Below are 13,507 nucleotides of genomic sequence, written 5' to 3' on the forward strand. Positions count from 1 at the left end.
TCTCGTCAAGGTGACGATTAGAGTGGGGTCATGGACTTCGAGCCACTCGGCCTGGCCACTGACCTGGTAATCCTCACCGTCCGCGACGGCCGCCTCCAGGTGCTGCTGATCCGCCGCGGCATCCCGCCGTACCGGGGCCGGTGGGCGCTGCCTGGCGGGTTCGTGCGGCCGAACGAGGACCTGGAGACGACCGCGCGCCGCGAGCTGGCGGAGGAGACCGGGCTGTCCGCGGAGCGGATCCACCTCGAACAGGTCGCGACGTACGGCGCTCCCGATCGCGACCCGCGCGGCCGGGTGGTCAGCGTGGCGTACCTGGCCCTGGTGCCGGACCTGCCCGCCCCCGTCGCGGGCTCCGATGCCGCGTCGGCGAGCTGGGTCGACGCCACCGACGTACTGGACGACTCCGGCCGGCTGGCGTTCGACCACTACCGGATTTTGGCCGACGGCGTGGAACGCGCCCGCGCCAAACTCGAGTACTCACCCCTGGCCACCGCGTTCTGCCCACCGGAGTTCACCATCTCCGAACTTCGCGGCGTCTACGAAGCAGTCTGGGGCCTCCCCCTGGACCCCCGAAACTTCCACCGCAAGGTCACCAAAACCCCCGACTTCGTAGAGCCGGCCGGCACCACCACAACCCGAGACGGCGGCCGCCCCGCCCAACTATTCCACCGAGGCACAGCAACAACCCTCCACCCACCCATGACCCGCGGTTGAACTAGAGCTGACGGGTGCGGAGGGCTAGGTCTTCGGCGGTTATCAGGTTGGTGTGGGTGCCGGGGGAGGTGCAGGCCCAGCCGGCGGCTACGGTGCCGGCGGTGCCGGCGGCTTGCCAGGAGGCTCCGTCCAGGTAGCGGGCCAGGAAGGCGGCTACGTAGGCGTCGCCGGCGCCGTTGGTGTCGACCACGGGGCGGTCGGGGAAGGTGATCGCGGGGAAGTGGTGGACCGGTTCGCCGCGGACGTGGAGGTAGCTGCCGTCTGCGCCGGCCATGGCGACCACGACGTCGGCGCGGCCGTTGGCCAGGATCCAGTCGACGCCGTCGGGTGGGAGGGCCGCGGCGGAGACGAAGACGATGTCGGATGCGGTGGCGAAGTCCTTGTGGTGGTCGTTGCGGCCGTCCCAGTCGTGCAGGTCGGTGGAGATCGAGCGGTCGGCGGCGATCGCGTCCCCGAGGGCGTCGCGGGCGAAGTCCATGATCGAGACATGGACGTGCTGGGCGTGCCGGATCACCGGGCGCCAGAGGTTCGGGTCGACGCGGAGACCGCGCGGGTGGCGGCCGTCGTACATCGAGAGCCGTCTGCCGTCCGGGGCGACCAGGTTGACCGATCGGCGGGTGCCGCTCGGGTGCAGGACGACGCGCAGCGGGATGCCGAGTTCGTCGTACGCCCGGCGGATCCGCGCGCCCTCGGGATCGTCGCCGATCACGTCCACCAGCCCGGCGTTGAGCCCGAGCAGGTGACAGCCGAGCGCGACGCCGTGACCCGTGTGCGCCAGGTACGACTCGATCGGTTCGACCGGAACCGTGTCCACATCCGCCAACGGCAGGCCGGGCACCCGCACGATCGTGTCGATGCCTACTCCGCCGATCACCAGCACATCCAACTCCACCCGTCCCGTAATACCCGACTTTCGCCAGGGATCACAGGTGTCTTTCGCAAGCTGAACGGATAGTTGGTCTCCAGGCACAGTCGATCCATGCTCAACCGACGAATTCTGCTCACCTCCGCCGCCCTCGTCCCGCTCGCCGGCCTCGCCGCCTCCCGGACAGCGGAAGCAACGGGCAGTGGGGTGCCGGTTCCGATTCGCCTCCCGCGGCCGACCGGTCCGTTCCCGGTCGGTACGACCGAGCTGCACCTGGTCGACGCCGGCCGTGACGACCCGTTCGTTCCCGGTCGCCCACGCGAGCTGATGATCAGCGTCTGGTACCCGGCGAGCCGGCTGACCGCGCCCGCGTCGTACCTGCCGCCGTTGACCGCCGAGGTGTTCGGCGAAGGCGCCGCGATCGCCCTGCAGCAACCCGTCGGGACGATCGACTGGGCCGGCGCCAAGAGTCACGCCGGCCTGCTCGCCCCGGTCTGCCCCGGGAAGCGGCCGGTCGTGCTGTTCTCGCCGGGGTTCGGCGTGCCGCGGGGGCTCGCGTCGATCAGCGTCGCCGAGCTCGCCAGCCGCGGGTACGTCGTGGTGACCGTCGACCACACGTACGAGGTCTCAGGCGTCGAGTTCCCCGGCAACCGGATCGAAGTGCAGACGCTGCCGCCCGCGCCGTACGCGATGCTCGCCCGCACGACCCGCTTCGCCGACCTGCGCTTCGTCCTGGACAGCCTCACCCGGCTCGCCCGCGGCGAGAACCCGGACGCGGAACAACGCCGTCTCCCCAACGATCTCGGCAACGTCTTCGACCTCGACCGGATCGGGTCGTACGGGCACTCCGCCGGCGGCCTCAGCTCGATCGACCTGCTGGTCGCCGACCCGCGGATCCGCGCCGCGATCGACCTCGACGGCGAGCTCGGCTACGGGTACGACGACCCGGCCGACGCACCGACCGTCGCGAAGGGTACGAACCGCCCGTTCCTCCTGATGGGCTCGGGCGCGATCGGCCCGGGCCCGCACGACCACCGCACGGACCCGTCCTGGGGACTGTTCTGGGAGCACTCGAGCGGCTGGAAGCGTGACCTGAACCTCCCGAACGGCCGCCACTACAGCTTCGTCGACTACCAGGCGCTGATCCCGTGGTTCCAGCGGTTCTTCACCGTCCCGCCGGAACTGATCGCGAACACCGTCGGTACGGCGAACGCGGACCAGGTACTGCGCGCCATGCGCACCTACATCCCGGCGTTCTTCGACCAGCATCTCCGGTACCGCCCGCACAACTGGAGCCACGCGCTGCCGGAGACGAGGTTCATCGCGTGACTTCGAGAAGGTCTCCCGGCTGGCATCCGAGCGCATCGCAGATCGCGGTCAGGGTGGAGAACCGGATCGCCTTGGCCCGGCCGTTCTTCAGCACGGACAGGTTCACGACGGTGACGTCGATGCGCCGCGCCAGCTCGGCCAGGGTCATGTTGCGCTCGGCCAGCAAACGGCCGAGGTTGACCTGGATGCGGTGGTCGTCGTCCGGCATCACACCAGCCCTTCGGTGTCCGCACGGAGCCGTACGCCGACACGGAACGCTTCAGCGAGCGCAGCGACGACCGCGGCGATGCCCAGCGGCAGGAACGAGATCTGCAGCGCGAACGGCACGTGGTCCTCCAGCGGCGTACCGGCCACGAGGAGATGGTTGGTGAAGGCGGTCAGCACGCTGTCACCGAGCGAGCCGACAGCGATCAGGACGGCGATCCCGAACACGCGCCTCGGGTTCCGCGGCGCGAACGGATCGCCTGCCCTCAACGTGCGGGCGACCAGGAACAGCCAGTAGATCCCCAGCAGGATCGGCACCGCGTCGAACAGGCCTGGCAGGTCGAGCAGGATCCGCTGGCCGAGGTCGGGGTCGGCAACGGTCAGAGTCGCGGATTCGGCGGCGGACAGCTTGAGACCGCCGGCCTCGGCGAGCGCGGTCTCCAGACCGCTCACTCCGACGTCGCGGCTGCTCTGGGCGGTGAAGAGACCGACGACGTGCAGCGCCGGGATCAGTACGCCGATCACGGCCTCGACGGCGAACGCGAGACCGAGCAAGACGGTCAGAAGATTCGTGTCACCGCGGGTCCACCGGGAAGTCAGCATGCGACGCCTCCATATCGTTTATCGATGGTAACGATAAACGATATGGGGGTGCAGGAGAGCTACTGCTTGATCGGGGCGCCGGTCTTCTCCTGGAGTTCGTCGAAGGTGACGCCCTCGGCGAGCTCGACCAGTTGCAGGCCGTCGTCGGTGACGTCCAGGACGGCGAGGTCGGTGATGATCCGGTTGACGACGCCGCGACCGGTGTACGGCAGGTCGCACTCGGCGAGGATCTTGTGCGAGCCGTCCTTGGCGACGTGCTCCATCAGCACGATCACCTTCTTCGCGCCGTGCACCAGGTCCATCGCGCCGCCCATCCCCTTGACCATCTTGCCGGGGATCATCCAGTTCGACAGGTCGCCGGTGGCCGAGACCTGCATGGCGCCCAGGATGGCCGCGTCGATCGCTCCGCCGCGGATCATCCCGAAGGACAGCGACGAGTCGAAGAACGAGGCGCCGGGCAGCGTCGTGACGGTCTCCTTGCCGGCGTTGATCAGGTCGGGGTCCTCGTCGCCCTCGACCGGGTACGGCCCGACGCCGAGGATGCCGTTCTCGGACTGCAGTACGACGGTGACGCCGTCCGGGATGTAGTTCGGGACCAGGGTCGGCAGGCCGATGCCCAGGTTCACGTACGAGCCGTCCTCGAGTTCGGCGGCGGCCCGGGCGGCCATCTGCTCACGGGTGAGTGGCATCTCAGGCCTCCAGCTTCTCGCGCGCGGCCTCGTACGCCTCGCGGGGTTGGACCGTCCGCTTCTCGATCCGCTTCTCGATGTCCTTGCCGACGGCAACCACACGCTGGACGTAGACACCGGGCAGATGGATCGAGTCCGGGTCCAGCTCACCAGGCTGGACCAGCTCCTCCACCTGCGCGATCGTCACCCGCCCGGCCATCGCGGCGAGCGGGTTGAAGTTCCGCGCGCTGCGGTCGAAGACCAGGTTCCCGTGGGTGTCGCCCTTGAGCGCGTGCACCAGCCCGAAATCGGTGGTGATCGAGTCCTCCAGCACGTACGTCGTACCGTCGATCTCCCGTGTCTCCTTGGGCTCCGACGCCTTCGCGACCGAACCGTCCGCGTTGTACTTCTGCGGCAGCCCGCCGTCGGCGACCTGCGTCCCGACACCGGCCAGGGTGAAGAACGCGGCGATCCCGCAGCCGCCGGCCCGGAGCTTCTCGGCCAGCGTGCCCTGCGGGGTCAGCTCGACCTCCAGCTCCCCGGACAGGAACTGCCGGGCGAACTCCTTGTTCTCCCCGACGTACGACGACGTCATCTTGGCGATCCGCTTGTCGGCGAGCAGGATGCCGAGTCCCCAGTCGTCGACGCCGCAGTTGTTCGACACGACGCTGAGCCCGGAGACCCCCTTGTCGTGCAGAGCGCTGATGAGCTGCATGGGGTTGCCGCACAACCCGAAGCCGCCGACGGCCAGGCTTGCGCCGTCCCCGATGTCCGCCACCGCTTCCTGCGGCGACCCGTACGTCTTGTCCATCAGCTGCTCCGTTGCAGTGTCGAGGCCCGATTCGCTCCGACTCTAACCAGCCGACCCGCGTCCCGCGATGTGAGTGGTACCACTCGGGTATGTGGTCAGGTGCTACGCGGATGCCTCGGAGGCGTTCAGCGCCGCCAGTTCGTGCAACGCCTCGTAGTGCGCGTCGTCCAACTCGGGGATGGCGAGTACGGCGGACAGGTGCGCGCGAGCGGCCGGGAGATTGCCGGAGCCGCGCGCCGTACGCGCCAAACCGACCCGTGCCACTGCAACGGTCTCCGGCTGGTCGGCGTGCTCGCCGATCGACAGGGCCCGGCTGTAGTCCGCGTGGGCGTCTTCCAGCTTCCCCTGCCGTCGGTAGAGCTCGGCACGCTCGCACAGCAGCAGTGCGGTCTCGTCTGCGAGGCACAGGTGCTCGGCGAGCTCCAGCGCCTCGGTGGTGGCGTCCAGCGGCTCGTCGACGACCTGCCGGAGCGCGCTGAGGGCCAGGAACATGCCCCACCGGTCCTCGAGCATCCGGAAGCGGCCCAGCGCCGTACGCAGGCTCTGTGCCGTGTCACCGGGTGCAGCTGTCGTCAGACCGGGGTAGCCACGGCACAGTTCGACTGCTGCGCGCGTCCACGCGTCGCCGGCCTCGTTGCGCTCCAACACGTCCTCAACCACGGCGGCCGGTTCGAACGGTCCGAACACGAGTGACCACAGCAGCACCGTCACGGAGTACCGGAACGGGCCGGTCGTCGTCAGCACGATCTGCTGGGCCAGCTCCACCTGCTCCTGCTCAGCCGACGCCGCACCGTGGATGACCGCCAGCAGGTACTCCTCGTCCAGCCCGACCGGGACGGTCCGGCCGAGCATGCTGAGCACCCGCTCGGCCGCGGCAGCAGCCTCGTCCTGGAGCCCGTTCGACCACCAGTACGCCGAATAGCGCGCAACGAGCCGTAAGGCGGTCCGTAGGTCGCTCTCACACGCGCGCTCGATCGCGCTGACGACCTGGTCCGCCTCCAGACTGTGTGGTCCGCCGGAGCCCCCCAAGTTCACGTGCTTCATTGTCGCTCGCCCGTGTTAACGCCGTGTCACGGGGTCAGAAACGGAGTACTCCCCAGGTCGCCGGGCGGTGCATGTCCGCGACGCCCTGCGGGGACCAGACCCAGAACTCGCAGTCGTCGCCCTTCACGTACGCGCCGTCGACGACCTCGTGCGGCCACTCGCAGCGCATCAGGTTCATCCGCCACTCGTCACCCGGGTTCGGTGGGGTTGCCCGGCCCTTGTTGTAGGGAGCCAGCTCGGCCCACGGTACGGCGACCTCCGCCGACCACCCGGTGTCCGTGTCGGACGGGTCGTTGAGCGTGCCGTCGACGTGGACCGCGGTCCGCAGACCGGGCAGGTTCGTCGGGTCGATCGGCACGCCGCCGTCGACGTACGGCTTCGGCAGCGTGAGCTCCCAGATCGTCCCGAGCGGGTTGATCTCGAACTCGTAGTAGTTCTGCCCGTCGCCGTCCGGGTCGAGGAACAGCTCGAAGTTGTTCTCGTGGAACAGCTTGCTGTTGTGCTCGGTCATCGTCGCCCAGACGTGCGGCTCCTCGAGCAGGCCGCCGACGTACAGGTACTGGTCGTCGTACATCAGCTTCGCCCGGGTCCGGAACCGTGGCGTGGGGCCGTCGTGGATCGGGACGAAGCCGGTCGTCCACGGCGCGGCCTCCCAGGCCGGGTCGGTCAGGGTGCCGTCGAGGTTCGGCGTGGTGGCGGTCCGCGGGCACTCGTAGACGGGCAGGTCAGGCATCGGCACGCTCCAGCAGTCGGGCGAGAAGGTTGGCGAGCAGGAAGGTGACGGCGGTCAGCACCGGTACGACGGCGAGGATCCAGGGCGAGTCCAGGTGGCCGGTCAGGAACGCCACCACCAGCGCGACCATGAACGCGACGCCGAGGAACGGGATCAGCTTCGGGTGCGGCATCGCCAGCCGGCTCAGCGCCGTACCGCCGAGCACCATCGTGACGACCACGATCACGATCAGCAGCGGCAGCCCGAGGGCGCCGCAGTTCGTGGTGTCCCGGAACCGCTCGCAGCCGCGCTCGCTCAGCCACACCAGCGCGATGGTCGCGAACCCGCACAGCAGCCCGACGACGGCCAGGATCAGCCCCGGCGGCAGCGGCGGCCCGTCGTACCGCCCCGGGCGCTCCTCCTCCGCCTCGTCGTCGGCGGCCTCCAGCGCGGCTTCCAGATCGTCCGGCATCCGGTCGTCGTCGTCCTCCTGACCCATTGCGGCAGGCTATCGGGCTCCCAGGGAGTTCGCGATGGCATCGCGCACGTCGGCGTCGGTGGGCGCGGTCAGGCCCTGCTCCGCGGCCAGCTCGGCGAGCGAGACCATCGTGACGTCGTCCAGCCCGCAGCTGGTGAACGTGTGAAACACGGTCATGTCCGGGTCCACGTTCACCGAGAACCCATGGCTGGTCACGCCGCGCCGGATCCGCATGCCGATCGAGCAGAGCTTCCGGCCGTCCTCGGTCCAGACACCGACCAGGCTGCTCGCTCCCTTCGGCGTGTCCCGGCGTACCAGCGGGAAACCGAGTGACCCGAGGGCCTCGATCAGACCGTTCTCCAACCAGCGCACGATGTCGACCGGGCCGCGCTGGTGCAGGTCGATCACCAGGTACCCGACCAGCTGGCCGGGGCCGTGGTACGTCGCGTACCCGCCGCGGTCGACCTGCACCGTCGGGATCGCGGCCGCCTCCGCGGGCAGGTCGTCGAGGACCGTCCGCGGTCCGTAGGTGATCACCGGCGGATGACTCAGCAGGAACAGGCGATCCTCGGCCTTGCCCTCGACGCGCTCCTCGACCCAGCCACGCATGTCCTTCGAGGCGACGTCGTACTCCACCTCACCGAGATCAATCCGCTGCATACGTTCAGGTTAGGCCGTACGGCGCGCGGCGCAGGACGTCGTACAGCAGCCGGCGATCGACCACGTTGCCCTCCGGCTCCAGCCAGTTGAGGAGTTCACGGTCGGCGGACCGTGCCGACACACACGTCACGGCGGCCTCGGAGCCGGCCTGCGTCATGATCCCGCCCTGGCCGTCCACGGTCGGGTGAACGATCAGGAAGCCGCGTACCTCAGCCGTCCGGAGCCGCCCGCTCCAGGCAGCCACAGCGGACTCCAGCGCGGGCACCGGGCTGTCGATCGGCTGGCCGTTGAAGACGAGGGACCCGTAGGCGTCGAGCGAGTACGCGCCGGGAGGTCCGACCAGCGACACGATCAGAGCGACGCGGTGCCCGTTGAGCAGCATGTGATCGACGGCGACGGCACCGAGCTGCGCACCGTGCACCAGCTTCGCCGCGGGCAGTGCGCCGACCACAGGGTCGAGGAGGTTGGCCGTACGCCGCTGCAGCAGCACGTCGTACGCCGAGATCGGCGCAGCGAGCGCATCGTCGAGGAGCGGCTCGCCAGGACGGCCCCACAGGTTGAACTCGTACGTCGCGGTCCGGTCGATCGCCAGATCCAGCGCGTGCGCCTTCGACCAGCGACCGGTGAGGATCCGGACGACCACCAGACCCGCGACGACCGCGCCGAGCAGAATCCGGCTGACCGTGGACGCGCCGCTGTCCGCGAACGGATTGAACGTCAGGATCAGCGCCAGCAGGAAGAACGCTGCGGTGAGGACGCCGAGCGTCTTGAACAGGCCGCCGAGAGGCAGTCGCCTGCTCCAGTGCGGCGGCATCGCCACCACGATCATCGCGGCGGTGCCGATGCCGAAGACAACGTCCCAGAAGCCGTTGTAGCCGATGGTGACGAGGATCCAGATGACGAGTGCGCAGAAGGCGGTCAGCGCGATGAGGGCAGAGGTTCGCCAGCGGCCGAAGGACGGGCTGGCGTGGATCGGGCCCGCGTCGACCGGCTGGACCCGCTCACCGCTCGTCCTGGGCTGCTCCGGCTGCTCCGCCTGTTGGCTCGACGAGCTCGACGCGCTCGACCAGGGCTGGTCGGTCGACCAGGTCCAGGTGGGCTCAGGTTCGGGCTGCGGATCCGGCGCGGGCTGCGGACCCGGCTCGCGGGTGGTCGTCGTCGATTGGCCGGCCAGCAAGCGGTCGTAGGAGGCCCGCTTGGCCGGATCCGAGAGCGTGTTCCAGGCCTCCTGCACGAGGCGGAAGAGCGCCGCGTTGCCGCCCTGGTCCGGGTGGACCTGGCGGACGAGCTTCCGGTACGCGGTCTTGATCTCGGCGGCGGTGGCCGTGCGCTCGACATTCAGCACTTCGTAGTGATCGGCCCCGCTCACCCCAGCACCTCCGCGACACGACAGAACGCACTGAGGGTCAGTCACCGCAGTGACTGACCCTCAATGGTGGTCGGGCTGACAGGATTTGAACCTGCGACCTCTTCGTCCCGAACGAAGCGCGCTACCAAGCTGCGCCACAGCCCGAAGTCGCGAGTAGCTTACATGGGCTCAGCGTCCGGACGAAATCGGGTTATTGCGTGGGACGAGGGTGAGCAAGGTCGCCTCCGGGCGGCAGGCGAAACGGACCGGCGCGTACGGCGACGTACCGAGCCCTGCCGACACGTGCAGCGCTGCCTGACGACCGTCGTACCCCCAGGTCGACAGGCCCTTCACGCGGGACGTGTCGAGGTCGCAGTTGGTCACCAGCGCGCCGTACAACGGCACCGCCAGCTGGCCGCCGTGTGTATGACCGGCGAGGACCAGCGGATAACCGTCGCCGACGAAGCCGTTCAGGACCCGCTGGTACGGCGCGTGCGTGACGCCGATCGACAGGTCCGCCGTCGGGTCGATCTCGCCCGCGACCTCGTCGTACCGGTCGCGCTTGATGTGCGGGTCGTCGGTGCCGGCGAAGTCCAGGCGCAGGCCGTTCACCTTCAGCGTGGCCTTGGCGTTGTTCAGGTCCGTCCAGCCGGCGCCGCTGAACGCGCGGCGCATCTCCTCGTACGGCAGGTCGGGGCCGTGCGGCTTGTGGCGCTGCTTGTTCGCGGGCAGCAGGTACTTGCCCGGGTTCTTGAAGTGCGGCTTCCAGTAGTCGTTGGAGCCGAACACGAACACCCCCGGCAGATCGAGCAGATCGCCGTACGCACGGAGCAGCGGAGGGACCGAGTGCTCGCTCGCGAGGTTGTCGCCGGTGTTGACGATCAGGTCGGGCTCGAGCGCGGCCAGGTCGTTGACCCAGCGGATCTTCTTCTCCTGCGTGGGCATCAGGTGCAAGTCGGACAGGTGCAGCACCTTGAGCGGCGCGGTCCCTTCCGGCAGGACCGGCACCGTCACTCTGCGCAGCGTGAACCAGCGCACCTCGATACCGGCCGCATACGCGACACAGGCGGCGCCCACGGCACCGACCACAGCGGTGGTCTTGAGGGTGGTGGTGGCGATCCCGCGCAAGCTCATTTCACCAGCCTGCCACAATCATGGTCATGTCCAACTCCGGAATGAAGCAGCGCCTGCACGACGACATGACCGCCGCCCTCAAGGCGCGCGACGAGATCCGCAAGTCGACGCTGCGGATGGCGCTCACCGCGATCACCAAGGCGGAGGTGGCCGGCAAGGAGGCCCGCGAGCTCAGCGACACCGAGATCGTCGACGTACTCAGCTCCGAGGCCAAGAAGCGCCGCGAGTCGGTCGTCGCCTACCGCGACGCCGGCCGCGCCGAGCTCGCCGACAAGGAACAGGCCGAGGCGGACATCCTGGCCGACTACCTCCCCGAGCAGCTCACCGAGGACGAGATCAAGGTCCTGGTGACCGAGACCATCGCCGCCACCGGCGCCGCCGAGCTCGGCCCGCGCGGCATCGGCAAGGTCATGGGCGCCCTGCAGCCCAAGGTCAAGGGCAAGGCCGACGGCGCCGTCGTCTCCGCCGAGGTCAAACGCCAACTCGGCGCCTGACCGCCGCCGCTAGCGGCCGCGGCCGCCGCAGTTCGGGTACTTCGGATTCGTCGGCGGACAGTTCGGATTCAGCGTGGTCGGGGTGCCCGGCGGCTTCACGGTCTGCGTGGTCGTCGGCTTCCCCGGCTTGGCCTGCTTGCTGCCGTTCGAGACGTAGATCGTCACCAGCGAGCCGTCAGGGGCGCCGTCACGTTGCCGGGGGTCGGTGTAGGCGACCGTGCCGGCGGTCTCCTCGGAGTTGACGGTGCCGGAGGCGATCGCGACCTCGAAGCCTGCCTGCCGGAGCTTGTTCGCGGCGTCCTCGGGGTTCATGCCGTTCACGAACGGCAGGTCCTTCACGTTGCCTCGCTGGACAACGGTGGACGGCGCAACGAAACGCGTCGTCGGGTAGCCCTGCAGGGCGGCCTTCATCGCGGCCTCCCAGATCGGGCCGGCCGTCCCGGAACCTGACGGGTCGTTGATGGGCTTGCCGTTCAGGCTCTGGCCCTGCAGTTCCTTGTACGGCGGGGACGCGTCGGCCACCGTGGAGGCTGCGGCGAGCTTGCTCGAGTAACCGGCGTACCAGACCGCCTTGGCCTGGTTGATGGTTCCGGTCTTGCCCGCGAGGTCGCTCTTGCCGAACTTCAGCTTGCCGCCGGTGCCGTTCGGCTCCATGACCTGGTGCAGTACCGCATTCACACCGTCGGCGACCTCCTGCGACAGCACCTGCTTGCACTGCGCGCCGGGGATGCTCAGCGCCTTGCCGGCCGAGTCCTTGACCGAGGTGATCAGCCACGGCTGGCAGTACATGCCTCGGGCCGCGAACGCGGCGTACGCGTTGGCCAGTTGTAGCGGCGAGATCTGGTCGATGCCCAGCGTCATCGAGGGGACCTGCCGGAGCGGCTCCCCGGACTGGGCCTGGTACATCCCCAGGGAACCGGCGATCTTGGCGATCGGGCACAGTCCGGTCCGCTGCGAGAGCTGCAGGAAGTAGGTGTTCGTCGACTTCTGCGCCGCCTGGATCATCGTCGGGACCGCGACGTTCTTCGTCGAGTTCTTCGGGTCGTATTCCTCGAGGATCTTGTACGGACCGTCGCAGGTGCTGAACGTCTGACCGCCCAGCGGCAGCGGGCTCGGCGAGTTGATCTTGTAGTTGAGCGGGATGCCCTTCTGGATCGCCGCGGCGATGGTGAACGCCTTCATCGTCGAGCCGTTCTGCCAACCGCCGTACCCGCCCGGATAGCTCTTCGGGACGTTGTAGTTGTAGGAGGTCTGGCCCCGCTTGCTGCCGTACCCACGGCTCTGCGCCATCGCTTTCACCAGGCCGGTGCCCGGCTCGACGATCGTGATCGCGGCGACCGCCTGGTCGGTCGTCTGGGAGTGGGTGTCGATCGAGCGCTGCGCGTCGGCCTGGATCTTCCGGTCGAGGGAGGTCCTGATGGTCAGGCCCGCGGTCTTGATGTAGTTGGCGCGGTCGACCTTGGTCTTGCCAAAGGCCGGGTTGTCCTCGAGCAGCGAGACGACGTACTCGCAGTAGAAGGGGTACGGGCCGTTCGCGCACCCGAGTTTGTTCGGGCGGACCTTGGCGGGGTCGATGACCGGGGTCTTCAGGGCCGAGTTGGCCTGGGCGACCGAGATCACGTTGAGCTGCAGCATCCGGCGGAGTACGACGTCGCGGCGGTCCTTGGCGCGCTTGGCGTCGTTGGTCGGGTCATAACCGGTCGGGTTCTTCACGAGGCCGGCCAGCATCGCAGCCTGCGGGAGCGTCAGTTGGGTCGCGTTCACCGAGAAGTAGTGCTGGGCGGCGGCCTGGATGCCCCAAGCGCCGTCGCCGAAGTTCGCCAGGTTGAGGTACTTCTCCAGGATCTCGTTCTTCGAGAACTGCTTCTCGACCGCGATCGCGTACCGCAGCTCGGCGATCTTGCGCTGGTACGTGTCGGCGGTCGCCGCGGCGAGCTCGGCCGGGGTCTTCGCCTTCTCGACCAGGCTGACCTTCACGTACTGCTGGGTGATGCTCGAACCACCCTGCTGCACCGAGCCCGACGACTGGTTCTGCAGCAGCGCGCGCAGCGTGCCCTTCGCGTCCAGGGCGCCGTGCTCGTAGAACCGGTCGTCCTCGATCGCGACGATCGCCTTCTGCATGATCGGCGCGACGTCCTTGAGCTTCACCGGAACCCGGTTCTGCTCGGCGAGCGTGGCGATCACCGAACCGTCGGCGGCCAGGATGGTGCTCTTCTGCTTGAGTGGCACCTCGTCGAACTGCTGCGGCAGGTCCTGCAGCGTGTCGGAAGTCTTCTCCGTGGTGAATCCGGCGAGGCCGGCGAACGGGATGGCGAGACCGGCAGCCAAGGCCCCCGACAGCACGCTCACCCCTAGGAACAGAACCACAGATTGGACGACGCCGCGGTCGCCCTTTTCCCTGACGCGCATGGTTGTTAAGACTACGGGACCGCCGATAAGGGTT

15 protein-coding genes and 1 tRNA gene are annotated in these 13,507 nt (G+C 68.7%); 3 read left to right on the forward strand and 13 right to left on the reverse strand.

Annotated features, from left to right (window positions below):
* Nucleotides 1–30 precede the first annotated feature (30 nt).
* Nucleotides 31–714 (forward strand): NUDIX domain-containing protein, encoded by a 684-nt coding sequence (locus tag EV649_RS29920; protein ID WP_130386941.1) that lies wholly within the window; start codon nt 31–33, stop codon nt 712–714.
* A 1-nt stretch (nt 715) separates the two neighbouring features.
* On the opposite strand, the gene EV649_RS29925 is transcribed toward EV649_RS29920, so the two are convergent.
* Nucleotides 716–1,606: a carbohydrate kinase family protein gene (locus EV649_RS29925; protein WP_130386942.1), complete on the reverse strand. Its 891-nt coding sequence runs from the start codon at nt 1,604–1,606 to the stop codon at nt 716–718.
* Nucleotides 1,607–1,693: 87 nt separating this feature from the next.
* Here EV649_RS29925 and EV649_RS29930 point away from each other — a divergent pair, with 87 nt between their 5' ends.
* The gene (locus EV649_RS29930) at nt 1,694–2,908 is read left to right on the forward strand and encodes a lipase (protein WP_130386943.1); all 1,215 of its coding nucleotides are present in this window, start codon (nt 1,694–1,696) and stop codon (nt 2,906–2,908) included.
* Here EV649_RS29930 and EV649_RS29935 read toward each other — a convergent pair.
* The 11 genes from EV649_RS29935 to EV649_RS29985 form a co-directional block, all read right to left on the reverse strand.
* The gene (locus tag EV649_RS29935; protein ID WP_130386944.1) at nt 2,898–3,116 is read right to left on the reverse strand and encodes a helix-turn-helix transcriptional regulator; all 219 of its coding nucleotides are present in this window, start codon (nt 3,114–3,116) and stop codon (nt 2,898–2,900) included. The two genes, EV649_RS29930 and EV649_RS29935, sit on opposite strands and share 11 nt — an antisense overlap.
* Complete coding sequence (locus EV649_RS29940; protein WP_130386945.1) at nt 3,116–3,715, reverse strand: DUF2975 domain-containing protein; 600 nt, start codon at nt 3,713–3,715, stop codon at nt 3,116–3,118. Before EV649_RS29940 ends, EV649_RS29935 begins: the two co-directional genes overlap by 1 nt.
* Before the next feature lie 59 nt (nt 3,716–3,774).
* The gene (locus EV649_RS29945; RefSeq protein WP_130386946.1) at nt 3,775–4,404 is read right to left on the reverse strand and encodes a CoA transferase subunit B; all 630 of its coding nucleotides are present in this window, start codon (nt 4,402–4,404) and stop codon (nt 3,775–3,777) included.
* A 1-nt stretch (nt 4,405) separates the two neighbouring features.
* Nucleotides 4,406–5,194: a CoA transferase subunit A gene (locus tag EV649_RS29950; RefSeq protein ID WP_130386947.1), complete on the reverse strand. Its 789-nt coding sequence runs from the start codon at nt 5,192–5,194 to the stop codon at nt 4,406–4,408.
* A gap of 102 nt (nt 5,195–5,296) precedes the next feature.
* Nucleotides 5,297–6,229, reverse strand: coding sequence for a tetratricopeptide repeat protein (locus EV649_RS29955; RefSeq protein WP_157996345.1), 933 nt, complete (start codon nt 6,227–6,229; stop codon nt 5,297–5,299).
* A gap of 43 nt (nt 6,230–6,272) precedes the next feature.
* On the reverse strand, nt 6,273–6,971 hold the full coding sequence (locus EV649_RS29960; protein ID WP_130386949.1) for a carbohydrate-binding family 9-like protein: 699 nt from the start codon (nt 6,969–6,971) through the stop codon (nt 6,273–6,275).
* Complete coding sequence (locus EV649_RS29965; protein WP_130386950.1) at nt 6,964–7,449, reverse strand: hypothetical protein; 486 nt, start codon at nt 7,447–7,449, stop codon at nt 6,964–6,966. The genes EV649_RS29960 and EV649_RS29965 overlap by 8 nt, the downstream gene beginning before the upstream one ends.
* 9 nt (nt 7,450–7,458) lie before the next feature.
* Nucleotides 7,459–8,088, reverse strand: coding sequence for a lipoyl(octanoyl) transferase LipB (gene lipB / locus EV649_RS29970; protein ID WP_130386951.1), 630 nt, complete (start codon nt 8,086–8,088; stop codon nt 7,459–7,461).
* A 4-nt stretch (nt 8,089–8,092) separates the two neighbouring features.
* Nucleotides 8,093–9,457, reverse strand: coding sequence for a J domain-containing protein (locus tag EV649_RS29975; RefSeq protein WP_157996346.1), 1,365 nt, complete (start codon nt 9,455–9,457; stop codon nt 8,093–8,095).
* Between the two features lie 67 nt (nt 9,458–9,524).
* Nucleotides 9,525–9,601 (reverse strand) — tRNA-Pro (locus tag EV649_RS29980).
* A gap of 24 nt (nt 9,602–9,625) precedes the next feature.
* On the reverse strand, nt 9,626–10,570 hold the full coding sequence (locus tag EV649_RS29985; protein WP_130386953.1) for a metallophosphoesterase: 945 nt from the start codon (nt 10,568–10,570) through the stop codon (nt 9,626–9,628).
* 26 nt (nt 10,571–10,596) lie between these two features.
* Between EV649_RS29985 and EV649_RS29990 the strand changes: the two genes are divergently transcribed.
* Complete coding sequence (locus EV649_RS29990; protein ID WP_130386954.1) at nt 10,597–11,064, forward strand: GatB/YqeY domain-containing protein; 468 nt, start codon at nt 10,597–10,599, stop codon at nt 11,062–11,064.
* 9 nt (nt 11,065–11,073) lie between these two features.
* Here EV649_RS29990 and EV649_RS29995 read toward each other — a convergent pair whose 3' ends face one another.
* Entirely contained in the window at nt 11,074–13,473 is a 2,400-nt protein-coding gene (locus tag EV649_RS29995; RefSeq protein WP_130386955.1) for a penicillin-binding protein, read from the reverse strand.
* Between the last annotated feature and the right edge of the window lie 34 nt (nt 13,474–13,507).

This window comes from Kribbella sp. VKM Ac-2569 (assembly GCF_004216905.1).
Lineage (GTDB): Bacteria > Actinomycetota > Actinomycetes > Propionibacteriales > Kribbellaceae > Kribbella.